Annotated in this window: 26 protein-coding genes; 12 read left to right on the top strand and 14 right to left on the bottom strand. The window is 47.8% G+C overall.

Going from position 1 to position 26,787, the window contains the following annotated elements:
- The first annotated feature begins 3 nt into the window (after positions 1-3).
- Positions 4-1,290 carry an ATP-dependent protease ATP-binding subunit ClpX gene (gene clpX / locus BW928_RS02125; protein ID WP_076554592.1) on the top strand — a complete coding sequence of 429 codons (1,287 nt, stop codon included), beginning with the start codon at positions 4-6 and terminating at the stop codon, positions 1,288-1,290.
- 54 nt (positions 1,291-1,344) lie between these two features.
- On the opposite strand, the gene BW928_RS02120 is transcribed toward clpX, so the two are convergent.
- The 3 genes from BW928_RS02120 to BW928_RS02110 all read right to left on the bottom strand — a co-directional run bounded on the left by BW928_RS02120 (position 1,345) and on the right by BW928_RS02110 (position 3,732).
- Positions 1,345-1,764: a surface-adhesin E family protein gene (locus tag BW928_RS02120; RefSeq protein ID WP_078309995.1), complete on the bottom strand. Its 420-nt coding sequence runs from the start codon at positions 1,762-1,764 to the stop codon at positions 1,345-1,347.
- 176 nt (positions 1,765-1,940) lie between these two features.
- On the bottom strand, positions 1,941-2,486 hold the full coding sequence (locus BW928_RS02115) for an acyl-CoA thioesterase (RefSeq protein WP_076554590.1): 546 nt from the start codon (positions 2,484-2,486) through the stop codon (positions 1,941-1,943).
- A 157-nt stretch (positions 2,487-2,643) separates the two neighbouring features.
- On the bottom strand, positions 2,644-3,732 hold the full coding sequence (locus BW928_RS02110; RefSeq protein ID WP_076554589.1) for a DnaJ domain-containing protein: 1,089 nt from the start codon (positions 3,730-3,732) through the stop codon (positions 2,644-2,646).
- 261 nt (positions 3,733-3,993) lie between these two features.
- Here BW928_RS02110 and fadB point away from each other — a divergent pair, with 261 nt between their 5' ends.
- The 3 genes from fadB to BW928_RS02090 all read left to right on the top strand — a co-directional run bounded on the left by fadB (position 3,994) and on the right by BW928_RS02090 (position 8,240).
- Positions 3,994-6,147: a fatty acid oxidation complex subunit alpha FadB gene (fadB, locus tag BW928_RS02105; RefSeq protein WP_076554588.1), complete on the top strand. Its 2,154-nt coding sequence runs from the start codon at positions 3,994-3,996 to the stop codon at positions 6,145-6,147.
- Positions 6,148-6,193: 46 nt separating this feature from the next.
- Positions 6,194-7,366, top strand: a complete 1,173-nt coding sequence (fadA, locus tag BW928_RS02100) for an acetyl-CoA C-acyltransferase FadA (RefSeq protein ID WP_076554587.1) — start codon at positions 6,194-6,196, stop codon at positions 7,364-7,366.
- Positions 7,367-7,781: 415 nt separating this feature from the next.
- Positions 7,782-8,240 (top strand): hypothetical protein, encoded by a 459-nt coding sequence (locus BW928_RS02090; protein ID WP_076554585.1) that lies wholly within the window; start codon positions 7,782-7,784, stop codon positions 8,238-8,240.
- Between the two features lie 72 nt (positions 8,241-8,312).
- Here the strand turns inward: BW928_RS02090 and BW928_RS02085 are convergent, their stop codons facing one another.
- On the bottom strand, positions 8,313-9,446 hold the full coding sequence (locus tag BW928_RS02085) for a patatin-like phospholipase family protein (RefSeq protein WP_076554584.1): 1,134 nt from the start codon (positions 9,444-9,446) through the stop codon (positions 8,313-8,315).
- Positions 9,447-9,800: 354 nt separating this feature from the next.
- Here BW928_RS02085 and BW928_RS02080 point away from each other — a divergent pair, with 354 nt between their 5' ends.
- From BW928_RS02080 to BW928_RS02070, 3 genes are all read left to right on the top strand, one after another.
- A complete protein-coding gene (locus BW928_RS02080) occupies positions 9,801-10,565 on the top strand; it encodes a phosphoadenylyl-sulfate reductase (RefSeq protein WP_076554583.1) in 765 nt (254 codons plus the stop codon).
- Between the two features lie 38 nt (positions 10,566-10,603).
- Positions 10,604-11,530 carry a sulfate adenylyltransferase subunit CysD gene (gene cysD / locus BW928_RS02075; protein ID WP_076554582.1) on the top strand — a complete coding sequence of 309 codons (927 nt, stop codon included), beginning with the start codon at positions 10,604-10,606 and terminating at the stop codon, positions 11,528-11,530.
- A gap of 213 nt (positions 11,531-11,743) precedes the next feature.
- Positions 11,744-13,054, top strand: a complete 1,311-nt coding sequence (locus tag BW928_RS02070) for a sulfate adenylyltransferase subunit 1 (protein WP_076554581.1) — start codon at positions 11,744-11,746, stop codon at positions 13,052-13,054.
- A gap of 212 nt (positions 13,055-13,266) precedes the next feature.
- On the opposite strand, the gene BW928_RS02065 is transcribed toward BW928_RS02070, so the two are convergent.
- The 6 genes from BW928_RS02065 to BW928_RS02035 form a co-directional block, all read right to left on the bottom strand.
- Positions 13,267-13,932: an ATP-grasp domain-containing protein gene (locus BW928_RS02065; protein ID WP_078309996.1), complete on the bottom strand. Its 666-nt coding sequence runs from the start codon at positions 13,930-13,932 to the stop codon at positions 13,267-13,269.
- Between the two features lie 3 nt (positions 13,933-13,935).
- Complete coding sequence (locus BW928_RS02060) at positions 13,936-14,472, bottom strand: hypothetical protein (RefSeq protein WP_076554579.1); 537 nt, start codon at positions 14,470-14,472, stop codon at positions 13,936-13,938.
- Between the two features lie 9 nt (positions 14,473-14,481).
- A complete protein-coding gene (locus BW928_RS02055; protein ID WP_259741465.1) occupies positions 14,482-15,069 on the bottom strand; it encodes an ATP-grasp domain-containing protein in 588 nt (195 codons plus the stop codon).
- 28 nt (positions 15,070-15,097) lie between these two features.
- Positions 15,098-15,517, bottom strand: a complete 420-nt coding sequence (locus BW928_RS02050; RefSeq protein ID WP_143821463.1) for an ATP-grasp domain-containing protein — start codon at positions 15,515-15,517, stop codon at positions 15,098-15,100.
- Between the two features lie 166 nt (positions 15,518-15,683).
- Positions 15,684-16,847 carry an MFS transporter gene (locus BW928_RS02040; protein WP_076554575.1) on the bottom strand — a complete coding sequence of 388 codons (1,164 nt, stop codon included), beginning with the start codon at positions 16,845-16,847 and terminating at the stop codon, positions 15,684-15,686.
- 66 nt (positions 16,848-16,913) lie between these two features.
- Complete coding sequence (locus tag BW928_RS02035; RefSeq protein WP_076554574.1) at positions 16,914-17,252, bottom strand: hypothetical protein; 339 nt, start codon at positions 17,250-17,252, stop codon at positions 16,914-16,916.
- A 149-nt stretch (positions 17,253-17,401) separates the two neighbouring features.
- Between BW928_RS02035 and recG the strand changes: the two genes are divergently transcribed.
- The 3 genes from recG (at position 17,402) to BW928_RS02020 (ending at position 23,853) form a co-directional block, all read left to right on the top strand.
- A complete protein-coding gene (gene recG / locus BW928_RS02030; RefSeq protein WP_076554573.1) occupies positions 17,402-19,498 on the top strand; it encodes an ATP-dependent DNA helicase RecG in 2,097 nt (698 codons plus the stop codon).
- 119 nt (positions 19,499-19,617) lie between these two features.
- Positions 19,618-20,784 (top strand): efflux RND transporter periplasmic adaptor subunit, encoded by a 1,167-nt coding sequence (locus BW928_RS02025; RefSeq protein ID WP_076554572.1) that lies wholly within the window; start codon positions 19,618-19,620, stop codon positions 20,782-20,784.
- 12 nt (positions 20,785-20,796) lie between these two features.
- Complete coding sequence (locus BW928_RS02020) at positions 20,797-23,853, top strand: efflux RND transporter permease subunit (protein WP_076554571.1); 3,057 nt, start codon at positions 20,797-20,799, stop codon at positions 23,851-23,853.
- Positions 23,854-23,859: 6 nt separating this feature from the next.
- Here BW928_RS02020 and BW928_RS02015 read toward each other — a convergent pair whose 3' ends face one another.
- Both BW928_RS02015 and BW928_RS02010 read right to left on the bottom strand, forming a co-directional pair.
- Positions 23,860-24,072: a hypothetical protein gene (locus BW928_RS02015; RefSeq protein ID WP_076554570.1), complete on the bottom strand. Its 213-nt coding sequence runs from the start codon at positions 24,070-24,072 to the stop codon at positions 23,860-23,862.
- Positions 24,033-24,236: a helix-turn-helix domain-containing protein gene (locus tag BW928_RS02010; protein WP_076554569.1), complete on the bottom strand. Its 204-nt coding sequence runs from the start codon at positions 24,234-24,236 to the stop codon at positions 24,033-24,035. Before BW928_RS02010 ends, BW928_RS02015 begins: the two co-directional genes overlap by 40 nt.
- A gap of 158 nt (positions 24,237-24,394) precedes the next feature.
- Here BW928_RS02010 and BW928_RS02005 point away from each other — a divergent pair, with 158 nt between their 5' ends.
- Together BW928_RS02005 and BW928_RS02000 are read left to right on the top strand one after the other, a co-directional pair.
- The gene (locus tag BW928_RS02005) at positions 24,395-24,850 is read left to right on the top strand and encodes a hypothetical protein (protein WP_076554568.1); all 456 of its coding nucleotides are present in this window, start codon (positions 24,395-24,397) and stop codon (positions 24,848-24,850) included.
- Positions 24,851-24,927: 77 nt separating this feature from the next.
- Complete coding sequence (locus BW928_RS02000) at positions 24,928-25,284, top strand: hypothetical protein (RefSeq protein ID WP_076554567.1); 357 nt, start codon at positions 24,928-24,930, stop codon at positions 25,282-25,284.
- A 58-nt stretch (positions 25,285-25,342) separates the two neighbouring features.
- On the opposite strand, the gene BW928_RS01995 is transcribed toward BW928_RS02000, so the two are convergent.
- Complete coding sequence (locus tag BW928_RS01995; protein ID WP_076554566.1) at positions 25,343-25,891, bottom strand: DUF2059 domain-containing protein; 549 nt, start codon at positions 25,889-25,891, stop codon at positions 25,343-25,345.
- Between the two features lie 241 nt (positions 25,892-26,132).
- The gene (gene coaE / locus BW928_RS01990; RefSeq protein WP_076554565.1) at positions 26,133-26,783 is read right to left on the bottom strand and encodes a dephospho-CoA kinase; all 651 of its coding nucleotides are present in this window, start codon (positions 26,781-26,783) and stop codon (positions 26,133-26,135) included.
- Positions 26,784-26,787: the final 4 nt, after the last annotated feature.

The following is a 26,787-nucleotide window of genomic DNA, read 5'->3' as shown; positions in this document are numbered from 1 at the left end:
CGCATGACCAATACACAAGTGCCGAGCTGTGCCTTTTGTGGCAAAAAAAAGACCGAAGTGGATAAGCTGATTGCAGGGGCTGATGCCAATATCTGTGATGCATGTATCAAGGATTGCGGTGATTTATTGCGAAAAGAGTCTGGCAAAAAACACCGCCAAGATACCAAAACAGACAGCGATCGCACCTCTTATGACCCACATAATCAAGAGCAAAGCGAGTGGCTGGATAAGCCGTTGCCCAAGCCAAAGCAGCTGCGTGAGCATCTGGACGATTATGTCATCGGTCAAGATGCCGCCAAAAAAGCCCTGTCGGTTGCGGTATACAATCACTACAAACGCCTAAAAGTCGCCGCCAAAGACAACAGCGACAATGAGACGGTTGAGCTAAGCAAAAGTAATATTTTGCTTATCGGGCCGACTGGCTCTGGCAAGACGCTGCTGGCACAAACGCTGGCAAAAATGCTTGATGTGCCATTTGCGATGGCGGATGCGACAACCCTGACCGAAGCAGGCTATGTCGGCGAAGATGTTGAAAATATCGTCCAAAAACTGCTGCAAGCTGCCGATTATGATGTCAGCAAGGCAGAAAAAGGCATTATTTATATTGATGAAATTGACAAAATCTCTCGCAAAAGCGAAAATCCGTCCATCACACGAGATGTCTCTGGCGAGGGCGTGCAGCAAGCCCTGCTAAAACTTATCGAAGGCACGGTTGCCAATATTCCGCCTCAAGGTGGACGCAAGCACCCACGCCAAGAGATGATTCAGGTGGACACCAGCAATATTCTGATGATTGTCGGTGGGGCATTTGCAGGGCTTGAGCGAGTGATTCGCCAACGCACCGAAAAGACAGGCATTGGCTTTAATGCCGATGTCAAGGCACAGGACGAATCGAGCATTACCGAGCTGTTCCGCGAGGTGGAGGCGGAGGACTTGATTAAGTTCGGTCTGATTCCAGAGCTGATCGGTCGTCTGCCTGTGATTGCCAGCCTAGCAGAGCTGGACGAGGCGGCACTGGTGCAGATTCTCACCGAGCCAAAAAATGCCCTAGTCAAGCAGTACCAATATCTGTTTGAGATGGAAGGGGTGGCGTTGGAGTTTGAGCCGCAGGCACTCACTGCCATTGCCAAGGCTGCAATGGTTCGCAAAACTGGAGCAAGGGGCTTGCGTTCAATCATCGAAAATGCCTTGCTTGACACCATGTACGAGCTGCCAAGTATGCAAGGGGTGAGCAAAATCATCGTGAGCGAATCCGTCATCACCAAAGGCGATAAGCCAATCGCTCAATAACCATAAAAGCCGACAGTCTGTGAGTGTCGGCTTTGTTATATCAGTAAAAAATGGTTATTTATTCTGGGCGTAGTAGCAGGTCAACTCAACGATACGCTCGCTGGAAGTTTCTGGAATGATGGATTCCCAACTGTTCGAAGAGGAGGTGGTAAGATAAGGATTTTTCAAGTTATCAACCACATTACCTGTGCTGGTGTATTTATGGACTTCTTTGATCGTCCATTTTTTATTATCGCAGTCGATGTATATTAGGTCTTTGGTTTGGCGGTACAGTTTACCATTGTTGGCTTTTTGGGCGGTGGTAAAATCGTACTTCACCCAGACGCTTAGGTAGGAGCGACTATTATAGCCGCTAAATTGGTGAGAACGAATGCTGTCAAGATCAATGCTGGCAGTAAGCGATTTGTCTGTTGCTTTACCAATCTCAAGCCAATTAACAGCATGGGCAGTTGGGCTGATGAAGATAAATAGCACAGCTAGGCAGCTACCCAAAAAGCGAGGGGGGGGGTGATTCTCATGATGATCCCTTATGATAAACGATGTCTCTGCACAGCTGATATTGTGAGTAGTGATATTATCATACAGTGGCTAGGATTTGTCAATTGTTACGCCAGTCCAGCGATATTGTTTATATTAACTATAATATATTATTAATCTATGGGAAAGTTGCGTAATTTATCAGCGGCAATCCAAGCTGCCACCCAGTCATCAGCAGGCATGAGCAAATCCCCATGACCGATGGCGGTCAGTACAGTTTGGGTCGGTATCGTCTTGCCTGTCATCAGATTGGTAACGCCAGTACGCAGCAGTGCCTGTGAGCTGGGCGTGCCTTGGTTGTACATGGTTTGCTCGATATAGAACCAGCGTTCGTCAATGGCACACAGCCGAGTTTTGATGGTGATTTTGTCAAACAGGCGAACACGCTTGCGATACTGAATGCTGCTGCCAGCCACGACCAAGCCCCAGCGGTTGGCGAGCAGTTTTTTGCCAAGCCCTGTACGAATGGCAAAATCCGTCCGCCCCAAGTCAAACAGGGTAAAAATCCGCCCATTGTTCATCTCAAGAAAATTATCAATATCATGAATGCCACTGACAAAGCTGATTTCGCTGGTGTCGGTCGGAGCAAGTGTTTTGCCCTGTAGTTGTAGCAGGGTGCTTTTGGCAATGGTTTTGCCCAGTCGGATAAAAGGATACATGATTTTCTCCAAAATTTTTGCCATGATAACAAATTTATCCAGCGTTGTCGGTGGCTAAGTTTGACCGCTGTGTCTATATTTGCCAGTTTGGGCAAGGGGTGGCTGTGTGGCGGTTTTGCAACAAAAAACCGCTCGCAGTGCAAGCGGTTGTGGTGATTTATTCGTATTCTTGCAACTGTGCAGCACGATCGTTTAGCTCTGGGACTTCGCACAGATAGCGAGCCGTGTCTTGCTCGTATTTAGTGCTATAGTTGTTGCGTGCATAGGCTTTGCAGTCTGCTTCACGAGCGGCATTGATGGCACGCTGTTCATCACGCAAGGCGTTGCGAGTTTCGTCAGATAGGCTATTCCAAATGGCGTTGATGTTCGCTACCGCTTCATCATACATGGCTCGTGCTTCGGCAGGCTTAGTATAGCTGACAGGGTCGTCATAGCTGTCGTCATGCGATTCGCTTGGTTCATCATAGCTGACATCATAGTCCGATGGCTCGTCATAAACAGGTGCGTTGCGTTCGCTTTGAATATAGACACGCAGTTCATTGGTGCGTTCGTCCATCAGGGGTACTTCGCAGCGATAGCGTGCGGTTTCGATTTCGATGGGTGAGCTGTATTCGCTGACGGCTTGAGCTTGGCAGTTGGCTTCACGAGCGGCATTGATGGCACGCTGTTCATCACGCAGGGCGTTGCGAGTGTTCTTGGGCAGGCTATTCCAAACGGCATTGATGCGATTTACCGCTGCCAGATAGTCGGCGTGTGCTTGATTGCGTGCATTTTGTTGCTCGGGGGTGATGCCATTGTCAATGGGACTAACAGGCTTTAGGGTGTTGGTTTGGGCTGATGTGTCGATTGGCTGAACTGGTTCGTCTTTGTTGCCAAAAAATCCTGTGGAGGATACCAAATAATAAGCAAGCCCAGCCACTGCCAATAACACAACCAAACCCCCAATAATCCACGCTGCTGCTGACGAGCCTTTTTTTGGTGGGTGGTATGCAGCGGTTGGCATCGGTGCTACAGGGGTAACTGGCTGGTTGGTTTGGTTGAGTCGCAGCCATGCGTCATAGTCGCTGCGGCGAACAGGGTCTGACAATACATCATAGGCTTGTTTGATCAGTGCTGCCATCTGCCCTGCTTCAGGACTGGTGCTGTGGGTGTATTTTCTTGCCAGTGTCTGATAGGCGGCATGAATAACTTCAGGAGCGGCGTTGGCAGAGACGCCCAAAATATCATAATAAGTTTGCAATGTCATGGGAACTCGCAGGGAGATTTGGTTTGGTAAATCTGCTAATGATAGCAATTAGCCAAATGTTTGTAAAGAGTGGTCGGTGATGATTGTTGATTTTGTGGCAAGTGTTGGCAGGGCTTGATGATTGTTAATTTTTGGGCAATGACCCATCGGTCATGATTGTCTGGTGTAATCAGGTGCAATCTGTCTGTGGCTGTGCTATATTAAACAAAATCGGACAAATCCGCTGCTTGTTTGGCGGTTATTTTGAATTTAGGAGCGACCATGATTTATCAAGGAAACAGCATTCAAGTTGATTATTTGGATCAGGCGGCAGGCATTGTTGAATTTCGGTTTGATGCCAAACAAGGCAGCGTGAACAAATTTGACAAACAAACCAATAACGAGTTTGTTGAAGCAGTGGCAATTTTAGAAAAATCAAGCAATATCAAAGGCTTGGTGGTGAGCTCTGCCAAAAAAGTATTCATCGCAGGGGCGGACATTGGCGAGTTTGTAGAATATTTTAAAAAGCCAGCCGATGAGCTGTATACATGGCTTTTGCAGATTAATGATGCGTTTAACCGCTTTGAGAGATTGCCTTTTCCAAAAGTTGCCGCTGTCAATGGTGCGGCACTGGGCGGTGGCTGTGAGATGACTTTGGTGTGTGAATATCGTGTGGCGGGGGTCTCATCACAGATTGGATTGCCCGAAACCAAGCTGGGTATTTTCCCGGGATTTGGTGGCTCGGTACGCACGCCACGCTTGATTGGCATTGACAATGCTCTGGAGGCGATAGCCACAGGTAAGGCGTACAAGCCTGCCGATGCCTTAAAAATCGGCTTGGTGGATGCGGTGGTCGCTGATGAATCTGTGATGGATTCGGCGGTTGATTTGCTAAAAAAATGTATCGATGGGCAGTTTGATTGGCAGGCACGCCGCCAAGAAAAACTAGAGCCAGTCAAGCTAAACCAAATCGAGCAGACGATGGCGTTTACGACCGCCAAAGCGATGATTTTTGCCAAGGCAAATCCCAAGCAATATCCTGCGGTTGCATTGGCTGTAGAGGCGATCGAAAATCATGTCAATCTGCCGCTTGATGAGGCAATAAAAGTTGAGGCGGCAGCATTTGCCAAAGCAGCAACGACACCACAGGCGGCGGCATTGGTGGGGCTGTTCCTAAACGATCAAGCGGTGAAAAAACTTGCCAAAGATTACAGCAAGCACGCCTTTGATATCAACGAGGCGGCTGTGCTGGGTGCAGGCATCATGGGCGGTGGTATCGCGTATCAGGCTGCCAGCAAGGGCTTGCCGATTATGATGAAAGACATCAAAAACAGTCAGCTGGAGCTTGGCATGAGTGAGGCGAGCAAACTGCTTGCCAAAGAAGTAGAGCGTGGCAAATCTACGCCCGAAAAGATGGGTCGCACGCTGTCTTTAATCCGCCCAACGCTCAACTATGGGGATTTTGCTACGCCTGATATTGTCATCGAAGCCGTGGTAGAAAATCCAGCCGTCAAAGAGGCCGTGCTGTCTGAGGTTGAAGATTTGGTAAAAGATGACACAATTTTGGCATCAAATACCTCGACCATCTCCATCACACGGCTTGCCAAATCACTAAAACGCCCAGAGAATTTTGTGGGCATGCACTTTTTTAACCCTGTGCATCGTATGCCGTTGGTTGAGGTGATTCGTGGCGAAAAAACCAGCGATGAGGCGGTTGCTACCACAGTGGCATTGGCTCAAAAAATGGGCAAAACACCGATTGTGGTGAATGACTGCCCAGGGTTTTTGGTAAATCGTGTGCTGTTTCCGTACTTTGGGGCGTTTGATTTGTTAATCAAAGAAGGTGCTGACTTTGTGCAGATTGACAAAACGATGGAAAAATTCGGTTGGCCAATGGGCCCTGCCTACCTGATCGATGTGGTGGGGCTGGATACGGGCGTGCATGGTGCCAAGGTGATGGCGGAAGGTTTTGCTGACCGCATGAAACCTGACTACAAGGGCAGCATTGAGCATTTGTATGAGCAAGGTCGCTTGGGGCAAAAAAACGGCATTGGCTTTTATAAATACGAGACGGACAAAAAAGGCAAGCCAAAAAAACTTGCCGATGATGAGACTTATGCATTATTAAAAGCAGTGCAGACAGATGCACAAAGTTTTGATGAACAAGCAATCATCGACCGCATGATGTTGGCGTTTTGTAATGAGACGGTACGCTGCCTAGAGGACGGTATCGTTGCCAGTGCTGCCGAGGCGGATATGGCGATGATTATGGGTGTGGGTTTTCCACCATTTCGTGGCGGGCCGTGCCGTTATATTGACCAGCTGGGTGTAGCAAATTATGTGGCACTGTGCGATCGCTATGCTCATCTGGGCAAGGCATATCAAGCACCAGATAAGCTGCGTCAAATGTGTGATGCTGGCGAGACTTTTTATTGATGGTTATTGGATAAAGTTAATATAAATAGAGTTTAAGGAAAATATAATGACTGCACTAAACCCAACCGATGTTGTCATTGTCGATGGCGTGCGTACCGCCATGGGCAAAAGCAAAAATGGTATGTTTGCCAATGTGCGTGCTGATGAGCTGTCGGCCGAGTTGATTCGTGCGTTAATTCAGCGTAATGGCATTGATGCAAGCGAGCTTGAGGATATTATCTGGGGCTGTGTCAATCAGACGCTAGAACAAGGCTGGAATATCGCACGCTATGCGGCATTGTTGGCAGGCGTGCCAAAGACTGTTGCTGCTCAAACGGTCAATCGCCTGTGCGGCTCATCAATGCAGGCACTGCATACCGCCGCTGCCCAAATCATGACCAATCAAGGTGATATGTTTATCATCGGTGGTGTTGAGCATATGGGACATGTGGCGATGACGCATGGGGTTGATCCCAATCCCCGTGCCAGTAAATACTATGCTAAGGCCTCCAACATGATGGGGCTGACCGCCGAAATGCTGGGCAGACTGCATGGCATCACACGCCAAATGCAAGACGAATTTGGGGTAAATTCGCACAAAAAAGCATGGGAGGCGACCGTGCAAGGACGCTTTGCCAATGAGATTGTCGGCGTGAAGGGGCATGATGGGCAGGGCAATTTGCAATTATGCACCACTGATGAGGTGATTCGCCCTGATGCCAATTTGGCAGCATTTGAGGCATTGCGTCCTGTGTTTGACCCAAAAAATGGCACAGTAACAGCAGCCACCGCTTCGGCATTATCCGATGGTGCGGCGGCAATGCTTGTCATGAGTGCCAAAAAAGCAGGTGAGCTGGGGCTAAAACCGCGTGCAAAAATCCGTGCGATGGCAACCGCTGGTTGTGATGCGGCAATCATGGGTTATGGCCCTGTACCCGCCACTCAAAAAGCACTCAAACGAGCAGGCTTGGCGTTGTCTGATATTGAGACCATCGAGCTGAACGAGGCCTTTGCCGCCCAAGGTCTTGCCGTGTTAAAAGGCTTGGATTTGCTTGATAAACAAGACATCGTCAATCACAATGGCGGTGCGATTGCTCTGGGGCATCCTTTGGGCTGTTCGGGGGCAAGAATCACCACAACCTTGTTAAATGTCATGGAGCAACAAGACACCCAATTGGGGCTGGCGACCATGTGCATTGGCTTGGGTCAAGGCATCAGCACCATCATTGAGCGAGTCTAGTACCGCCTTTTGTCAAACAAACCCAAAACCCAAGTTATAGCTTGGGTTTTGTTCATTCTTATTGGCATAAAGGACGCTCCAGCCTGCTGGCATATAATCCATGACTATATAGAAAAATTGCACTGCCCTTTGTTTGCACCATTGGTATTTACACCCTTAGTAGCCCCGGTGCTTTTGTACCAAATTATACGCCATTAATATTACAACCCATCAACAATAGCACCAGACCTACAAAAACCTTTTTATAAAAACCCCTTTTTGGCAAAATCCAAGCCATTTTTGTTTGATAATTCATGCTACAGCAGTAAATAGGCGGTGTCGTGATGGCTTGTGCTGCAGGGTGAGTGGGGTGATATTGACAAGGCTTGATTGATTGGGCATAATCAGCCATAGGTTTATCATTAGGGAGATTAAGATGAGAGCATCTGGCAAATGGCTTGCTGGCTTGGCATTGTTATCGCTAAGTTTGCTGGGATATGCTGACAGCACGGTGGATACCGCAACAAATGATGGTCGCTTTGGGCAACAGATTATGACAGGTGAGGCACTTAGCAAAAATGCCGACAGGTCAGGCATGCTGCTTTTGTACTGCCTTGATAGCAGCTGGTATCGGCTGGGGGCAATGTTTCCTGAAATGAGCAAGCAAGAAAAAAGCGAAAGACTCATCGAGGTCTGTCAATCATACATTGATACTTATTCGGTTTATAATGTTTTGCTGGCTGCTGATTACTATGGCGAACCAAAGTCTGAGCAGCAAGCATGGCAAATCATACAGGACAATCGCCAACGGGGCGATAATCAGGGCGAGCAAGAGGTGCATGAGATGATTAGAAAATATGCACAAACGCTTGATGATACGCCGCCCAATAAGTAGTTTGTACCGAGCAAGCGTTCGCATAACAATACCGCCAAGACAGGCGGTATTTGTGTATTGTTCTATTTGCTATTATTTGCCACTGTGGCGATTATTGGCAGTGTCAATCGCCGTGTTGATGGCTGGCAGTTGTGCGATTGTGGCAATTTTGCCTGCATTGATAAGCTCAAGACGCTTGCTGGTATCAAAGGGCGATACTTCGGTTACCAAAGGGCGAATCAGCACATCGCTTGCCGCAATATCATCAGCACTGATGGCTAAGTTTTTGCCAGCTTGATCAAACAGTTGCCAAAGATCGGCTGGACTGGTCGGCAGGTTTTTTGGCAGATTATCAGGCAAGGCGATGGTGGTGTCGGTTGGTATGGACTTGATGATATTGCCAACAATACTGCCCAGTGGCAACTCAAATGGCAGCTCGGCAGTTGCTTTATCAAGCTGCGTCAAATCAATCGGCAGAGCGAGGGTTTTGTCGCCCCATTTGGCACTGATGGCGGTGTCTGTGCGTGTGATGTTGATTTCACCCTTGTTTTGGGTGGTTTGGTCATCTGTGGTGGTTTGGGCTGGTGTCATCAAATCCACAGCAATGACGACATCTGCACCCAAATTGCGTGCAACGCGTGCAGGCACAAGGGCAGATTGCGAGCCGTCAATGTATTTTTTGCCCCCATTTTCGGGAATGCGTGGTGCGATGAACAGCTCTGGTACGCTGGTTGATGCTTGTACAGCAATGCCCGCCTCGCCTGTGTCAAACACAACAGTGGTCTTGCTTGGCAGTTCGGTAGCGACCGCAGCATAACGCATCGCAAAGCTGCCAATGGGGCGATGATTGACCTGCTGATTGACATAGCGGCGTAGGCGTGTGCCATCAATCAAGCCTTGTTTGGACGGGCTTAGTTCAATGATGTCTTTTTCGTTCAGCGTGATGGCGAGCTGCTTTAGTTCATCGGCGGTTTTGCCGCTGGCGTACAACGCCCCAACCATCGCCCCAACACTGGTGCCAACGACCATATCAGGACGAATGCCATTTTTTTCTAAGGCTTGAATCACGCCAACATGAGCAAAACCGCGTGTGCCACCACCGCCAAGCACCAACGCCACCACAGGGCGTTTGGGGGTGGTTTGTACAGGCTGTGGGCTGGGCGTTTGTTTGGTGCTACAGGCGGATAATAGCAAGGCAGCAGGCAGGGCAAGGGCGAGTAATTTCATACAATTTCCAAAGATAAGCGTTATGCGTTTGGCGAAACTATAGCATAATTTGGCTAAAAATTTTATACAGATGTGCTGTGTTGTGTAAGTGTTTTGTTATTGGCTGGTGGATTTTAGCCCAAATTTGCTCATTGTACTGATTTTTATCGCCAAGTATCATCTAATGCCAAAATGAACTTTACTTTATCCAAAAAGGTATTTTTGCTTTTTTGGCGGCGATGATAGCTTATTACTCACAGATTTTTTTGCTTTTTGATTTTATTAAGCAATTGATAATATTTAAAAATAAAGCAAATTTAACCCAAAGATTGACAATGCTCAGTCGTCATTTAGCCATCGTATAGGAAGCTGATTATGATTATTAAGCCAAAACTGTGGCAAATCCCCACGCCAAATCAGCAAGTTGATGAGCAGCTTGATGAAAAAATCAGGCTACTACAGGCTCGTTTATATCAGATTTTTCATAAACATCAGTGTGTCAAAGTTGCAAATAGCTTGGCGGCAGAAGATGTGCTGATGATTGATGTGCTGGCAAAACTTGGCGTATCGGCACAGATATTTACGCTGGATACAGGCAGGCTAAATGCTGAGACAGTATCGCTGTTTGATGAGATTAAACAGCGTTATCCTAATTTGGTATTTGAGCGGTATGAGCCACAAGCCCAAGCGGTTGCTAGCTACATCAGCACGCATGGCGAAAATGCGTTTTATGATGGGGTTGATCTTAGAAAGCAGTGCTGCTTTATTCGTAAGGTCGAGCCTTTGGGTCGTGCTTTATTGGGGGCAGATGCTTGGCTGACAGGTCAAAGACGACAGCAATCAGCCACGCGTGATGCACTGGCATTTTTTGAGCATGATACGCTACACCAACTGGCAAAATACAATCCCATCTACGACTGGAGCGAGCAACAAGTTTGGGCGTATGTGCTGAAGTTTGGCTTGCCTTATAATGCTTTATATGAACAAGGGTATCCGTCCATCGGCTGTCAGCCTTGTACTTTGCCTGTCAAGGCAGGTGATGACATTCGCACAGGTCGCTGGTGGTGGGAGTCTAAAGACAGCAAAGAATGCGGATTACACCAATCGTCAGTTCATCAGATAAAACAGCAAGATAGCTAAGGCAAATTATCATCAATCAACGCACATAAAGGTGTAAAATGACAGACAAAACCGTATTGCAAAACAAGCATTTAGACCATCTTGAAGCAGAGTCTATTTATATCATTCGTGAGGTCATTGCCGAATGCCACAACCCTGCCTTGCTGTTTTCAGGAGGTAAAGATTCAGTGGTGTTATTGGCTTTGGTTAAAAAAGCATTTGCAATCCCCAATCGGCAAATCGCTCTGCCGTTGCCACTTGTGCATATTGACACAGGACATAATTATCCAGAGGTGATCACCTTTCGTGATGAGACAGTTGCCAAACTAAACGCAAGACTTGTGGTGGGCAAGGTGGAAGATTCCATCGCTAAAGGCACGGTGGTATTAAGAAAGCCAACTGACTCAAGAAATGCAGCACAGGCGGTTACTTTACTTGAGACCATTGAAGAGCATCAATTTGATGCTTTATTGGGCGGAGCTCGCCGTGATGAAGAAAAAGCAAGAGCCAAAGAGCGGATTTTTTCTTTTCGTGATGAATTTGGGCAATGGGATCCTAAAAATCAGCGACCTGAGCTGTGGAGTTTATACAACACCAAGCACCATCAGGGCGAGAGTATGCGAGTTTTCCCTATTTCAAACTGGACGGAATTGGACATTTGGCAGTACATCGCTCGTGAAAATTTGGCGTTGCCCAGCATTTATTATGCTCATGAGCGAGAAGTGGTAGAAAAAGATGGTCTGCTTATCCCTGTTACACCACTGACTCCAATACCGACAGGCTATGCCAGCCAAGTGCGTTCGGTGCGGTTTCGTACGGTGGGTGATATTTCGTGCACCTGCCCTGTGCCAAGTGTTGCGATTACGCCACAGCAGATTATCGCTGAGACGGCACTGGCAGAGGTTTCAGAACGCAGTGCTACGCGTCTTGATGATAAAACCAGCACTTCAGCGATGGAGATGCGTAAAAAACAAGGCTATTTTTAATAAGCTAAACAGCACAACTGTGATTGCTTTAAGCAAATTAAGCAGTTTAAATTATTTGGCTAAGTTTATACAATGGTTGGGCGGTTTGGATTTGGTAGACTGGGTTAAAGCGATGAGGTTTATAGCATAGCTTAGAGTATGACTACTAATGCAGATTGTTCATGCAGATAAACGGCTAAAACCACAATTGATAAAATCACTAAGGATAAAAAAATGAGCAACTTGCACCTTTCATCAAATACAAAGCAATCAAACACCGATGCACCACTTAGATTTATCACTGCAGGCAGTGTTGATGATGGTAAAAGCACCTTAATCGGTCGCTTGCTTTATGACAGTAAAGCACTATTGAGCGATCAGTTAGATAGCTTGGTTTTAAAAAATGCCAGCGAAGCGATGGATTTTTCGGCATTGACCGATGGGCTGGAGGCAGAGCGTGAGCAGGGCATTACCATTGATGTGGCGTATCGTTATTTTGCCACCGCCAAACGCAAATTTATCATCGCTGACACGCCAGGGCATGAGCAATACACACGCAACATGGTAACAGGGGCATCGACAGCAGATGCGGCGGTGCTGCTGATTGACGCAGCACAGCTGGATTTTTCGTCAGGCTTGGTTCAGCTTTTACCGCAAACCAAAAGACATTCGGCGATTTTAAGTCATTTGCGGTGTCAGCACATCATTGTGGCGATCAACAAGATGGATTTGCTTGATTTTGCTGAAGATAAATTTATTGCCATTGTCGCAGCGTATCGTGATTTGGCAGCACAGCTGGGTTTAACACAGGTGCAATTTGTCCCCATCTCGGCACTGCATGGGGATAATGTGGTGCATCACAGTACAAACATGGCATGGTATCAAGGCTTGCCACTGCTACAAATTTTACAAGATCTGCCCAATAATCAGACCAAAACCACAAATAAAGATGACTTTTATCTGCCTGTGCAATATGTGCTAAGAGCCGATGGCAGCCAGCAAGATGATTTTCGTGGCTATCAAGGGCGTGTGGAAGCAGGCAGTGTGGCGGTAGGCGATGCTGTGCGTATTATGCCCTCACAACAGACCAGCACCATCAGTCGGCTGATTGGGGTAGGCGGCGATGTGGCAGTTGCCAGCGTGGGTGAGCAGCTGACCATTTGTTTGGCTGATGATGTGGACATCTCTCGTGGCAATGTCATTGTGGCGGATAATTCAGCCATTACGCCCACCAAACAAATCACCGCAACTTTATGCTGGTTCGATGTGCGTCCGCTGAATTTGGCACGAAAATATCTGCTTAAGCACACCACACAAACGCTACTTGCCAAAGTAAGCCATATTCACCACATCTTAGATGTGCATACGCTGTCTAATATCGGTACGCAGGATACTTTTTCAGTCAATGACATCGGCAGGGTAACCATCAGTCTACAAAAGCCGATTTTAGCCACTGCGTATGCTGATAATATCGCCACAGGCTCATTTATTTTAATTGATGAAGCGACCCACCAAACCGTGGCAGCAGGCATGGTGGTTGTTTAAGCTGTTTTTTTGGACGGTTTGATAAAAATTGCTTTTTTATTGTGCTTGTCTTTTGTTTGTTATTAGTGTTAAAAGCTTATTTTTGGCAAAAGTGGAAAGTTTAATCACATCTTTTTGGTGTGATTAAATTTTTCTTGGCAAGTTTATGACGGCTAAGTTGTTAAAACCTAAAGCCTCTTGCCAACGATATTATCTGATTGTAATACGCTCATTTAGCCCTCCTGTTGTTTTGCAGAGGGTTGGGTGCAAATATTTACCTGACTGGCAAGGTCGGCTAAAGTATGAAAATCTACAGGTGTATCATCGGCTTGGTAGTAAATAAAATAACCAAGCCTGTCGGACGAACCCAGCAGCTCATTAACGGTATCGCCGATGGTTTTGTGTAGTTTAACTTCAATAACGCCACGACTTGCCTGTAGTTTATCAATGCCTGTGATTTGGCTGATGCCCTTGGGGGCGTGAAAAAAGTAAACTGCCGCCACGCCTTGTTTGCTGACAGAGTCTATATAACCAGTCTTTTGGCAAAACCACTGCAAAGACAGCTTAAACACATCAATGCCTGTGCTTAGTTTTAGCAGATGAAAAATCCTGTCGCCACCGACTCGGGTATGCGTTTCAACAATTTTCACCCCAGTGTCGGTTAAGATGACTTCGGTGTGCGATGGACCATCACAAATACCCATACGATCTAGGCAGTCAAATACGACAGTCTCAATCAGCTGCCATGTTTGTGGGGTCAAATCAGCAGGTCCGATATGCCCAATTTCTACAAAAGGATTGGGATACTCTGCACCTGTTTTGAACTTTTGGTGAATAGATAGTAGCTTGTGCCTACCTGCAAAACTAAAGCACTCCACAGAGAATTCTTGACCATGGATAAATTATTTGCACAGATATTCTTGGTTGGTAAAATCAAGGCGATGTAGTGCATTTAGATTATCTGGTGTAACGCATACGACCGACTCACTACCCACACCATCGACAGGTTTTATGATGACGGCTCGGTTTTGTTCTTTGACAAATGCAGCTGCCTGCTTGGCATCACAGGCAAGCTGATGGGCGATGGTATGGGGGCTGTCAGCCAATTTTGTCGCATACGCTGTTTGTCTTTGGTGTTTTTTACCACTTCGGATGAAAATGGCGTAGCGATGCCCGAGCTCTTCGGCAATCTGGCTGGCAAGCAGCAAGGCAGGCTCGGTGAAACTTAATATCATGTCTACTTTTTGGCTTTGGGTGATGGCGGCAATGATGTTTTTTGCCAAGTTTTTTTGATGATAATCAAGCAAGACAAACTGATGATTGGGCTGTAGCAGGCTGGTATCCACCAATTGCACCTTGTCAATGATGGTAAGCCTAATGCCAAGCTCGTTGGCGGCATTGATGACAGATTTGAACGCACCAAACAAAACGATGTGCATAAATACTCCTTAAATTTCACCAAAGCTAATGACGGTGGTATCGGCGATGTGCTGGGTTTTTTGTAGGGCGGACTGCCATGTGTCTGCGGTGGCAATCACGCAGCCTAGCCTGTCATCGCTTGATGTCAGGTTGCCTGTGTTGTATCTGGGCAGTGGACGCAGCCACAGGTCTTGTTCGCTGCCATCGGTACGGACTGTCATTACAGTGCCAGTCTGCTCGCTATATAGGTAGGCGGTGGCAGCATGGCAAGTGTGGTTGATAGCCAAATCAGCTGCCCAGGGCGTGCCAGTGTGTGATAAGTAGGCAATCTTACCCATATCCACGCCGCAAGCTGTCCGCACCAAATCAACAATCATATCTCCTGCCAATCTTGGATTGATTTCAACAACAAAAACCTGCCTTTGGTGCAACTTAAATTCCACATGAGCCACGCAATTTTTTAGCCCAAGTGCTTGTAGGCAGCCAATTAAAGTTTGGCAAATATCGTCGTCAAGCCCATTACCAAACGAATAAGGGAAAATGTGTGCCAGTTCCACAAAGGTAGGCTCTGGTGATTTGATCTTTTTGGTGTAGCCTATGAGTACCCAGCCTGCCAGACTGCACCAGCCGAACTCGGCACTGTATTCATCGCCTGCGATATATTGCTATTAGGGCTTGGGGCATTCGGCGATAGCCTGAGATGTGTTGTGGGCGATTTTTGATGAAATCTATCGCTTGCATAACTTGCGTGCTGTTTGTGCATTTGACCACGCCAAAGCTGCCACTGTCATCAACAGGCTTAACCACGCAAGGTAGGAATTTGGCAGCATCAGTAAACTTTGGCACATCGGTGGTATCATCAACCAGCTGATGACAAATCGGCAGTGAGACTTGATTGACAATATTTCTGACCTTGTCTTTGTAGCGGGCGGTGATAAGATTGTTTGCAGTATCGGCATCTATCAAGCCTAAGGTGGTGGACAGCATGACGCACGGCAGCATTCTTATCTCATCAAACCAAATGACGGCGGTAATGTCGCTGTCGGCACAGATTGCTGATAGCATATCGGCAGGATTGATGGTGTCAGCGATACTTATCTTATCGGCAATGCTGACAGGGTCATATTTGGCGGTTTGCTACAGCGTCCGTTGCCTGGTCAGAAAATGGCAAAATACGCCGAGCTTTTGGGCGGCTTTGATGACATGATAGGCATTACCTGAAGTATTGCTCTCAACGATGATGGCTGTCGGCATGATTTGCTCCTTTTTTCATGGCGGATAAAACGACAATACCAAAAAATATCGCAGCAAGCAGATAGCTGATAACGGTGATACTGTTTGGCTCATCAAGCCACGCCACAATACCCCCTGATAAGGGCATGGGCAATAAAATCAATGACAAAAACACGCCCATGGTGGTGCTAAAATTCTCAGGCTTAATCAATGCAGCACGGTGAATTCGCATATATACCACAAAAATCACCCGCCCAACAATCAATAGCCCATAGCCTGCCACGCACAGCCACAGGCTCTGTGGCTGACCAAATAGCAGCACCCCTGTGCCAATAAGCCCAAGCCCCAAATAATAACAAAGTGTAGGTTTAATCTTGGGCGATAAGGACAAAATCGACAAAACCACAATGCTGATAGCACTGCCTAGGGCGATGACAAAACCTACCATCTGACTGCTTTGGTTAAACTGTCCCATGATGATGGCAGGCAAGATGGCAAACAGCACGCCCTCAGCAAGGTTAATGAGTGCAGTAACCAGTGCCAAGCTAAGCAGCTGCTTGCCAAACAGCACTTCACCAAAGCCGCTTTTTAGTCGTGCGAGCAAAAAACTGCCGATGGGTTTGTCGTGTGCTTTTAGTGATTTGATAAACCAAAGTGGCATGATGATATAGCCGATAATAACCAGCGAAAAAGCCAACAACTGCCCACCGCCTGCCACAAACCCTGCCGCAATGGGAGCTAAGATCATCGCCAACTGCTCGGCATTTTGGATCTTGGCTTGGGTGCTGGGCGTTCTATTTATATCCAAAGCGTGCGTGATGGCGTATTCGATGCCCATATAAGACAACCCGGCCAGCAAGCCAAACACCGCTCCGATGACAGACAGCATATAAGGATTGTCCAGCCAAAATAGTGGCAGTATGATCATCGCTCGGACAAAGTCGGTGCTGATAAAGATGGATTTGATGTCAAATTTATCAATAATCACCCCAAAAAAAGGTTGGCAAATCACGCGTGGCAGCCAAATACTAGCAAACGAAATCCCAAGCCATGTCAGGCTGTCTGTTTGGATATAAATCAGCAGCGGTATGATTTTTTGGATAAATTCACCCAAAAATAAATTCGCAAAGCGATAAACCAATAAAGAGCTTAGGGCGGACATGATGTATATCTCGTTAATTTAATTCCATGATTGGGTTGTTGTTCTGCGTATCAAGAACCAACAGAGTTAAGATAGTGAGCAAAATCTGCCTTGAAACCTTATACACCTGCCTATGGTTTCGCCGATTAGCAATAATAAAATTTTGGTTTGCTCAATATTGTCAAAATGTGGCAGGTTGGTAATATGAATGGGCTTGGTTGGATTGCCATAAAATATTTGTGCAAGGTGCGTGGATTTTAGCTGCATGGAAAGCGTGCCAATACGAGACAAATAGCGACTCTGTATTTGGCTGGGACATTCTTGGTGAATGGTGGCAACAAGATGCTCCAAGTGCGATTTATCAGCACTGGATAATTGCAATTCCAAAACCTTGTAGCTGTCTTGATGGTTGGGTGTGTACATCATCTAACATTCCTTGTGTGCTATCAGTGCATGATTTATTGTACAAGTTAAACAGGGGGGGGTGTCAAGCAGTTTTGCTTTTTTGGGGGATTTATTTTACAATTCTTATCAGCTCTTATTAGTATCACAAACGCTTTTTTGGACGGCTTGCCATGACCAACCCTGTTATGAGTATTCATCTGCCTGTAACCGCTTTGGCTGGTGTGGGTCAGGCATTGGCAAATCGCTTGGCACAGCTTGGGGTGGTGCGGATCTTTGATTTGTTAATGCACCTGCCTAGAGATTATGAAGATCGCAGCCGTATCGTGCCGATTGGCATGGTCAGTCATGGCATGAGCGTGATGGTGTCAGGCACAGTAACTTGGGTAGAAAAAAATCGCACAGGGCTATCGGTTACGCTAGAAGATGAATCAGGCTTGTTGGTTTTGCGGTTTTTTAAGGCTTATGCCAGCTTGCTTGGCGTGATGACGGTTGGGGCGAAAATTACCGCTTTTGGCGAGATTAAGGTCAGTCGCTATGGCGTGCAGATGTCGCACCCAGAGTATCATCTGACAGGCACACAACAGACACAAACGGGACTATTGCCGATTTATCCAACGGTCAAAGGATTGCACCAAAACAAACTTCGCCAGCTGGTGCGGTTGGCACTACAGGCGGTAGCAAATGATAGGATTTATAGCGTGCCTGATGCGATGTTGTCGGCAGCGGGACTGCGGCTATCGGGTGATTTTTTATCCGCCTTAAAGCAGCTGCACCTGCCTGACCGCCATGCAGATATTTTTGCCCAGACTGAGTTATTAAGCCAATTAAAAGACCGCTCACACCCTGCGTGTCGCCGCTTGATTGTTGAGGAATTGGTGGCACATCAGCTAAGTTTTTTGTTTCGCCGTAATAATGTCTATCGCCAAAAAGCCCCCAAGTGTCAAGCAAACAGTGCGTTGGCAAAAAAACTGGCGGGCAGTCTGCCCTTTAGCCTAACCCAAGCCCAGCAGCGAGTGATTCATCAGGCGGTTGTTGATATGACAAGCTCACAGCCAATGCTTCGGTTGATTCAGGGTGATGTCGGTGCTGGCAAGACTTTGGTGGCGGCGATGGTGGCGTGCCACGCCCTAGACAGCGGCTGGCAAGTGGCAGTGATGGCACCGACCGAGATTTTGGCAGAGCAGCATTTGGCGAATTTTCAGAAGTGGTTTGCTCCGCTTGGTATCAATGTTGGCTGGCTGGCTGGCAAGCAAACCGCCAAAGAACGCACGACGGCACTGCAAGCAATCGCTGACAATCAGGTGCAAATCGTGGTGGGGACGCACGCACTATTTTCGGACAATGTGGTTTTTGCCAAATTGGGCTTGGTCATCATTGACGAGCAGCATCGCTTCGGTGTTGAGCAGCGATTGCGATTGACGGACAAATCGTTGATGGGCAGCACGCCGCACCAGCTGACGATGACCGCTACTCCGATTCCTCGCACATTGGCGATGAGTATGTATGGCGATATGGATGTGTCCGTGATTGATGAGTTGCCACCAAACCGCACGCCGATTACCACCGTTACCATCAACCGTGAGCGGCGTGATGAGGTGATTGCTCGTATTTTTGACAATTGCAAGGCGGGCAAGCAGGCGTACTGGGTCTGTCCATTGGTCGAAGAATCAACCGCACTGGACGCACAGTCGGCACAGCTGACTTATGAGGATTTGGTGGAGCGGTTGGATATTCGTATCGGTCTGGTGCATGGCAAGATGAAAGCGGTGGACAAGCAGGCGGTGATGGCAGAGTTTAAGGCGGGCAAGATTGATTTGCTGGTCGCAACCACAGTGATTGAGGTGGGGGTTGATGTGCCAAATGCCTCTTTGATGGTGATAGAAAATGCCGAAAGACTCGGCTTGTCGCAGCTGCATCAGTTGCGTGGACGCGTGGGGCGAGGCGAGGCAAAAAGTTTTTGTGTGCTGCTTTATCAAGCACCGCTATCGCCAACAGGCATTGAGCGGCTCAATGTCCTAAGAGACAGCAGTGATGGGTTTGTCATTGCCCAAAAAGACCTACAGTTAAGGGGTGCAGGTGAGCTGCTTGGCAAGCGACAAACGGGTGATATGGGCTATTATTTGGCGGATATTGTGCGTGATGAGGTCTTGCTTGAGGCAGCGGGCAAAATCGCCGCACAGCTTATCGGCACAGCAGAGATGATGACAACAGCCACCGCCATCATGAATACTTGGTTGCCACAGGCACAAAACTATGTCAATGTCTAGACCATCGACACTTTTGCAACCAGTCGGGCTAAGGGCGTTTGGTTGCCAAGCGTGCGTGCAATTTTACTGACAGACTGCTACACTGGCAAATAAAATCATGGATAAATTTGGTATCGCTTATGACAGATTCATCACCAGACTATAAGACCGCCACGCAGATACGAAACCACGCCAAGGGCTTGGTGCTGTTTGTGCTGGGTATTGTGATTGGCGTATTTTTGTTAAAGCCACTCATGCAATCTGATGACAAGCCATCGCCACAGGCGGCAGAAACACAGCCATCGGTCATGGCGGTGCGTGCCGTGCGACCACAGACGGTCAGTGTCCAAGACACGCTGTCGGCAAATGGACTGATAGCAGCTGCCAAGACTGCCGAAGTTGGCGGACAGCTGTCAGGGGTTGCCATCGAGCAGGTACTGGTAGAGGTTGGTGATTGGGTGCGTCAGGGGCAGGTGCTGGCGGTGCTTGATACACGCACCTTAAGCGAGCAGGTGGCAGCTGGTGAGGCGGAGCTTGCTGCTGCTGTCGCTGCCCAAAAAAAGGCACAGGCGGATTTGGCACGCACCGAGCCACTGTTGGCGATTGATGCGGTGAGTCGCCAAGAGGTCGATGCCTATCGTGCGGCAGTCAGCCAAAGCGATGCCAATGTCCGTGCTGCCAATGCACGGCTTGCCACCGCTCGCACCAATCAGGCACGCAGCCAAGTTGTCGCTCCTGTGGCTGGCATTATCAGTGCCAAAAATGCCCAAATTGGCATGCTGGCAACTGGTGCGTCTTTATTTAGCATCATTGAAAAGGGGCAGTTGCAATGGCGGGCGGCACTTTCGCCAATTGAGGCAAACAGAGTACGCATTGGGCAGCTGGCAAGGCTTGAGATAGCAGATCGCACCATCACAGGTAAGGTGGTGCGTATCAGCCCTGTGGCAAATGACAGCCGAGAGGTGGCAGTTTGGGTGGATTTGCCAAAAGACAGCGGTGCCAGTGCAGGTATGTATCAAGCAGGTGAGCTGATATTTGCCGAAAAAACTTTGCCTGCCGTGCCAAAAAGTGCCTTGATGAGTTCTGATGGCTATGATTATCTGTGGCTGCTTGAGCCGACCCAAACAGCAGGTCAATACCGCACCAAACGCCACAATATTAGCATCATCAGCTATCAAGAGGACAAGATTATCGCCGATGTGCCACAAGATGCGTTGGTGGTGGCAGAAGGGGTGAGTTTTTTGGGCGAAAATGACTTGGTAACTCTGGTCAGTATTGACAATCAGCCAACCAGCGAAGGCAAATAACAAGAGGCTGCGATGAACATTTCGGCGTATTCAATCAAAAATCCACTGGCAGCGATATTGTTTTTTGTGCTGTTTAGTTTGCTTGGCGTGTTTGGCTTTTTGCAAATGAAAGTTCAGCAATTCCCTGACATTGATTTGCCGGGCGTGGTAACGACCATCACGCTAACTGGGGCTTCTGTAGAGCAGCTTGAAAGCGAGATTGCCATCAAGGTTGAGAACAGATTGGCAAATATTGAGGGTATCAAAAATATCCGCACGACGCTACAAACGGGCGTGGTTACGATTTTTAGCGAATTTGAACTAGAAAAGCCCAACGATGAGGCATTGGACGATGTGCGTTCGGCGGTTGGTGAAGTGCAGGCACAGTTGCCAGCGGCGGCTGATACACCGATTATCTCCAAAGTCTCAACGGCAGGAATGCCCGTGGCGACTTATTCGGTTGCAGCCTCAGGCATGAGTCAGGCACAGCTGTCATGGTTCGTTGATGATACGCTGACCAAGCAGTTATCAAATATTGCAGGCGTGGGCAAGATTGAGCGAATTGGCGGTGTCGAAAGACAGATTTTGGTGCAGCCAAAGCTGGATATGTTATCAGCTCTCACCATGCCAATCGGGCAGTTGTCGCAGCAGATTTTTGCCAAATGGCAGGATACCGCAGGTGGTGAGGCAAGTATCGGTAATCAAAAACAAACCATCAATATTATCGGTGCAGGCGGGCGGATCGATGAGCTAAAAGCCATGCAAATCACCACGCCACAAGGCACAGCGATACGCCTAGACAATCTTGCTACCATCAGCGATACCCATGCAGATATCAGCTCGCTGGCACAGCTAGATGATAAGCAGGTGGTGGCATTTAGTATCACACGCTCAAAGGGGGCAGGTGAGGTGGAGGTGGTGGCAGCGGTTGATGAAGCCATCAAAAAACTACAAGCACAGACGGCAGGGCTACAGATCGAAAAAATCGTTGACTATGCCGCTCCCATCAAAGAAAACTATCAGGCAACCATGCGTATGCTCATCGAGGGCTGCATTTTGGCGGTGCTGGTGGTGTTTGTGTTTTTGCGTGATTGGCGAGCGACTTTGGTGGCGGCGACCGCTTTGCCTTTGTCCATCATTCCAACATTTTTTGTGATGTATTGGTTCGGATTTAGTCTGAATATGATTTCGCTGCTTGCCTTGACTTTGGTAATCGGCGTGCTGGTCGATGATGCCATCGTTGAGATTGAGAATATTGTACGGCATTTGGCGATGGGCAAAACCCCCATGCAAGCAGCAATCCAAGCGGCAGATGAGATTGGGCTTGCGGTGATGGCAACTACCTTTACGCTGATTGCGGTGTTTTTGCCGACAGCATTCATGAGTGGTGTGGTTGGGCAGTTTTTTAGTCAATTTGGCTGGACGGCAGTGATTGCGATTTTTATTTCGCTGATGGTGGCACGCTTATTGACACCGATGATGGCGGCATATTTGCTCAAGCCTGCCAAGCACACCAAGCAAGCCGATGGCAGACTGATGGTTATGTATCTAAATATCGTCAAATGGACGCTGAACCATCGTGCCTTGACAATCGGCATAGCGGCAGGGCTGTTTGTTATTTCATTGGGGCTTGCCAAACTGTTGCCAACGGCATTTATCCCTGCCGATGAGATGAATCAGACTCGGGTCAGCATTGAGCTTAGCCCTGATGCCACGATTGATGACACGCTACGAATCGCCACAATGGCACAACAAAAAGTCCAAGCTATATCAGGGGTGCAGAGCGTGCTGATTACCATCGGTGCAGGACAGAACTCAGGCGATCCCAGCAGCAGACGCAGTGGCTCGGTGAATGTCGCCAGTCTACAGGTGCGGCTTGTTGATCGCAATCAGCGTATCAGCAAGGCAGCCATCGAAAGCCAAATCACCCAAGCACTTGACAAGGTGCCATCTGCCAGATTTGCTGTGGGCATCTCAACAGGTGGTGGCGAGGCAGGTTATGTATTCTCGGTGATGGGGACGGACAAGGCGTTGCTGGATAAGACGGTGCAGCAGATCATGGCACAGATTCGCACACTGCCGATGGTGGCAGGTGTGATGAATGATCGCCCATTGCCCAAGCCTGAGCTTGGTATCCTGCCAGATACGCTGGCGATGGCGGATAAAGGGGTAACTACCAAAGATCTGTCCGATACGCTACGCATTGCCACTTTGGGTGATTATGACCAAGCTCTGCCCAAACTAAACCTTGACACACGCCAAATCCCCATCGTAACACGGCTTGGCGATACTGACAAACAAAGCCTAAATCACTTGCAAAATCTATATCTGCCCAGCACTCAGCCCTTGCCTGTGCAACTAAAAGATATCGCACAGATTCGCTTTGGCATGACCAATGCCAGTATCAGCCGTCTCAATCGTGAGCGTGCGATAAAAATCACCGTCCTGCCCAAACAAGGCGAGCTGGGGGCGTTGGTTCAGGCGGTCAAGGCAACACCAACACTTGCCAATCTGCCACAGGGTATCCGTGCTACAGACGAAGGACAAGCGGAAAATATGGCAGAGCTGTTCACAGGCTTTGTGCTGGCGATGTCGGTTGGGGTGTTTTGTATTTTTGCGGTGCTGATGTTGTTGTTTCATCGTGTATTGCAGCCTTTGACCATTTTGGTGGCATTGCCATTGTCAATCGGTGGTGCATTTATCGGCTTGCTATTGACAGGCAGCAGTATGTCCATGCCTGCGATGATTGGCTTTATTCTGCTGATGGGTATCGCTACCAAGAACTCGATTTTGTTGGTTGATTATGCCATCACTGCCCAAGACAAGCAGGGTCTGCCACGCTTTGCGGCATTGATTGATGCGTGTCGCAAGCGGGCTCAGCCGATTATCATGACCACCATCGCCATGGGGGCAGGTATGCTGCCGCTGATTATTGGCTTGGGTGGCGTGGATTCTACCTTTAGCCGTCCGATGGCGGTGGCGGTGCTGGGCGGTCTGATTACCTCTACTTTATTGAGCCTTGTGGTGATTCCTGTATTTTATGCCCTGATGGATGATTTGGGCAGGCTACTTAAGCGATCTGCCAGCTGATGCCTGTCATTGTGGCTTGGTGCTGTGTGATTGCTTGGCGTGCTGTAGTGCCTCGTGCAGCAGCTCATTGAGCAGTCGCAGGTCGTGGATTTGTTCATTGAGCTTGGCAATCAGCTGCTCTTGATGGCGTATGGTTGCCTGTAGCTGGCAGATTTCAGGGGGGTAATCTTGGTGTGGGTTTAATAACTCATGGATGCTGACCTCAAAAATCCGTGCCAACTGCCCAGCCGCTCGACACTTAGGCGAGTTTTGCCATGCTCTATCTTGGCATAGCCATTAACCGACAGTGCCAGTTTGTCCGCCATCTGCTCTTGGGTGAGCTGGCGGCTTTTTCTTAGCTGATAGATGTGCCGATGTAGGCTGTGGACTGGATAATCGTCCATGACAAACTAAAAACCATACAAAAAGTGTAATAAATCCCCCTGATGGTTGCTGTTATCAGGCGGTGCTTGTTGCTATACTTGGTGGTATCATTTCATCAAAAGATGAGCCAAAAGTCAAGTTTTATACGGCGTACAAGCCACATTACACAAGGTTAATTATGAAAAAATCACTCCTTGCCCTGTCTGCCATCTTGGCATTTGCCACCACCAATGCCCAAGCAAACAATGCCCAAAAAATCGCTGTGGTCAAGCAGGCTTATGACTATGAAAAAAGAGTGCAATATTGGCCGAAAACATTACGCAGATACGGCACGGCAAATTTAAATTATAATCTTGGGCTTGACGAAAATTCTGAAGAGGATCTGCCTTGTTATTTTTATTGGGGTAGTGGTGGCGATCCATTTTATGGCAGCCAAGATCCAGATTATACTGCCAAAGTATCTGTGGGCATGAATTCAAGAGGGTGGGTGGTGGCGTCTGTTTATAGTTCACGGTATCGCACTTCCCATTCGGTTGCTTATGTCGTCAAATTAGAAAATGGCAAATATAAGATTGACGATATAATTGAGAATGGCAGTTCATTCAACAATTATGCCAAAAAAAACTGTAGCTAATTTTGTGATAATTTAACCAAATCATCAGGAGTTTATGATGAAAAAACAACTGCTTACCGCCCTATTGGGGGGGGGTGATGTCGCTGTCGGCATCGGCAAATAATGGCGTACCGTTTGTGGGTACGAAGTATTTTGATTTTGGTGGTGTGCCAGCATACAATGAAAATTATTCACTTGCCATCAATAAAAATGGGCAAGCGGTGCTAAAATGGTGGAGCTGCTCATCGCTTGGTTGCAATGCCAAACGCACGCTATACAAAGGCAAGTTTAAACCCACGATTGGCTATACCATTGATGGTTATAGTTGGTATCTAAAATTTGAAAAAAACCGTGTACGCCTACTTGATGCCAATGGTCGTCAAGAATATGGCTGTGAAGCTGCAATGACTGGTAAAAATACCCCATGTATCAGCCGTTATTATAATCCTTACTAAATACAACAACACCGCTAGTATTGCGGTGTTTTTTGTTTATATGTGGTAGCTTGGCGATTTATTCGCTTAGGATTTCAAGTAGCTGTTTTTCAAATTGGAGAAACTTTTTACGATTATTTTTTGCGTATGCCGCTTTATAGTTATCCACTCTTGGCAGGATATTGGTATAAAAATCTTGGACGACTTGGGTTTGTTTGCGATTGATACTCTGACCGATGGGCGAGTCATAAAACGCAATCATTGCATCAACTTCTTGTTGATTGAAGACTTGTTGATATAGAGCGTTTATATCACCAAGCATGATGTTAAGAAATGCAGGGTCAGCCCACAGCTCATCGGCGATTTGATTGGCGAATGGGCGGGCAATTTCGTCAATCTTTATGATTTGATCTGCAGTTAAATTTGGATTTTGTTGTTTGGCTTGTTCTATTGTTGTCGTTGTGAAACTTTCCACCATACTGGTTCTAAAACTGGCTTGAGTCTCTTTGGCGAAGTTGGTAACTTGCAACAGGCGAGCGATGGATTCATTGCTGGGGGTCTGTGCCAGTGCTGGGTTTGTCAGCATGATGGCAGTACTGGTTAATAGGGCAAGTGTTAATTTTTTCATTTTTCCGTCCTTAGGGTGTGATTGTGGCATTTATTGTACAGATTTTGTCAATAACTATCAAATAAACCAGCCATTATCAAGCATAAAAAGCAGCCATGTGCTGGCAGACAACGCCCAAGACAACTTGGTGGCGTATCCCACAGCCGTGCAAATTATAAATTATACTTAACCAAAACCATCATACCACTGATAAAATCCATTTACAGACGCTTAAGCTGGCATGGGCGAGATTTTGTGTTTGCTAGATGGTTTTGGTGGTGCTTGTTCGTGCCTTGATGGCAAGCTGTTGGTATTTGTCATGCAGTTTGGCAAGCTGTTGGTGAAGGCTTGGCACATCGCCATCATTATTGACAACATCAGCACCGATGGCATGGGCGAGGGCAAGCCTGTCTGGACGGCTGATTTGTCGATTGATGATATTCATGATTTGGGCGGTGTCATTGTCATCACGGCGTGCGGCACGAGCCAGCTGGGTGCTGACGGCAACATCAATCACCAGCACATGATGGCACAGCTCAAGCAGGCTTGGGGATTTGTGCCGTCCCTCGAACAATAGCGGCACCGACAGCACGGCATATTCGCCCACCGCCACCGCCAACTCATCGCTGATGGCGTGCATGATGGCAGGGTGCATGATGGCGTTTAGCCTGTCAAGCTCGGCTGGTTTGTCAAAGACATAAGCACGCATGGCGGCACGATTATACCGCCCTTGTGCGTCCAGCACCCATGCCCCAAACACCTGTTGCAGCACGCCAAGCAGAGGACTGCCAGCCCCAGTTAGGCGATGGGCGATGACATCGGCATCTATCACCGCCGCCCCAAGCGTCGCCAAAAAATCACTCGCCGCCGTCTTGCCACTGCCGATACCACCTGTCAAACCCAATACAAACATCGCT

Source organism: Moraxella cuniculi DSM 21768 (genome assembly GCF_900156515.1).
Taxonomy (GTDB): Bacteria; Pseudomonadota; Gammaproteobacteria; order Pseudomonadales; family Moraxellaceae; genus Moraxella; species Moraxella cuniculi.
Note: the sequence above shows the minus strand (reverse complement) of the source record. Positions and strands in the feature narration are given on the sequence as shown.

Excerpts from the sequence above, each read along its gene's own strand:
- BW928_RS02025 (WP_076554572.1), top strand. The coding sequence starts at position 19,618 with ATGACAGATTCATCACCAGACTATAAGACCGCCACGCAGATACGAAAC.
- recG (WP_076554573.1), top strand. The coding sequence starts at position 17,402 with ATGACCAACCCTGTTATGAGTATTCATCTGCCTGTAACCGCTTTGGCT.
- clpX (WP_076554592.1), top strand. The coding sequence starts at position 4 with ATGACCAATACACAAGTGCCGAGCTGTGCCTTTTGTGGCAAAAAAAAG.
- BW928_RS02060 (WP_076554579.1), bottom strand. The coding sequence starts at position 14,472 with ATGCACATCGTTTTGTTTGGTGCGTTCAAATCTGTCATCAATGCCGCC.
- BW928_RS01995 (WP_076554566.1), bottom strand. The coding sequence starts at position 25,891 with ATGAAAAAATTAACACTTGCCCTATTAACCAGTACTGCCATCATGCTG.
- BW928_RS02040 (WP_076554575.1), bottom strand. The coding sequence starts at position 16,847 with ATGTCCGCCCTAAGCTCTTTATTGGTTTATCGCTTTGCGAATTTATTT.
- fadB (WP_076554588.1), top strand. The coding sequence starts at position 3,994 with ATGATTTATCAAGGAAACAGCATTCAAGTTGATTATTTGGATCAGGCG.
- BW928_RS02035 (WP_076554574.1), bottom strand. The coding sequence starts at position 17,252 with ATGATGTACACACCCAACCATCAAGACAGCTACAAGGTTTTGGAATTG.
- cysD (WP_076554582.1), top strand. The coding sequence starts at position 10,604 with ATGACAGACAAAACCGTATTGCAAAACAAGCATTTAGACCATCTTGAA.
- BW928_RS02020 (WP_076554571.1), top strand. The coding sequence starts at position 20,797 with ATGAACATTTCGGCGTATTCAATCAAAAATCCACTGGCAGCGATATTG.
- BW928_RS02115 (WP_076554590.1), bottom strand. The coding sequence starts at position 2,486 with ATGTATCCTTTTATCCGACTGGGCAAAACCATTGCCAAAAGCACCCTG.
- BW928_RS02000 (WP_076554567.1), top strand. The coding sequence starts at position 24,928 with ATGTCGCTGTCGGCATCGGCAAATAATGGCGTACCGTTTGTGGGTACG.
- BW928_RS02050 (WP_143821463.1), bottom strand. The coding sequence starts at position 15,517 with ATGCTATCAGCAATCTGTGCCGACAGCGACATTACCGCCGTCATTTGG.
- BW928_RS02005 (WP_076554568.1), top strand. The coding sequence starts at position 24,395 with ATGAAAAAATCACTCCTTGCCCTGTCTGCCATCTTGGCATTTGCCACC.
- BW928_RS02070 (WP_076554581.1), top strand. The coding sequence starts at position 11,744 with ATGAGCAACTTGCACCTTTCATCAAATACAAAGCAATCAAACACCGAT.
- BW928_RS02080 (WP_076554583.1), top strand. The coding sequence starts at position 9,801 with ATGATTATTAAGCCAAAACTGTGGCAAATCCCCACGCCAAATCAGCAA.
- BW928_RS02090 (WP_076554585.1), top strand. The coding sequence starts at position 7,782 with ATGAGAGCATCTGGCAAATGGCTTGCTGGCTTGGCATTGTTATCGCTA.
- coaE (WP_076554565.1), bottom strand. The coding sequence starts at position 26,783 with ATGTTTGTATTGGGTTTGACAGGTGGTATCGGCAGTGGCAAGACGGCG.
- BW928_RS02010 (WP_076554569.1), bottom strand. The coding sequence starts at position 24,236 with ATGGACGATTATCCAGTCCACAGCCTACATCGGCACATCTATCAGCTA.
- BW928_RS02085 (WP_076554584.1), bottom strand. The coding sequence starts at position 9,446 with ATGAAATTACTCGCCCTTGCCCTGCCTGCTGCCTTGCTATTATCCGCC.
- BW928_RS02110 (WP_076554589.1), bottom strand. The coding sequence starts at position 3,732 with ATGACATTGCAAACTTATTATGATATTTTGGGCGTCTCTGCCAACGCC.
- fadA (WP_076554587.1), top strand. The coding sequence starts at position 6,194 with ATGACTGCACTAAACCCAACCGATGTTGTCATTGTCGATGGCGTGCGT.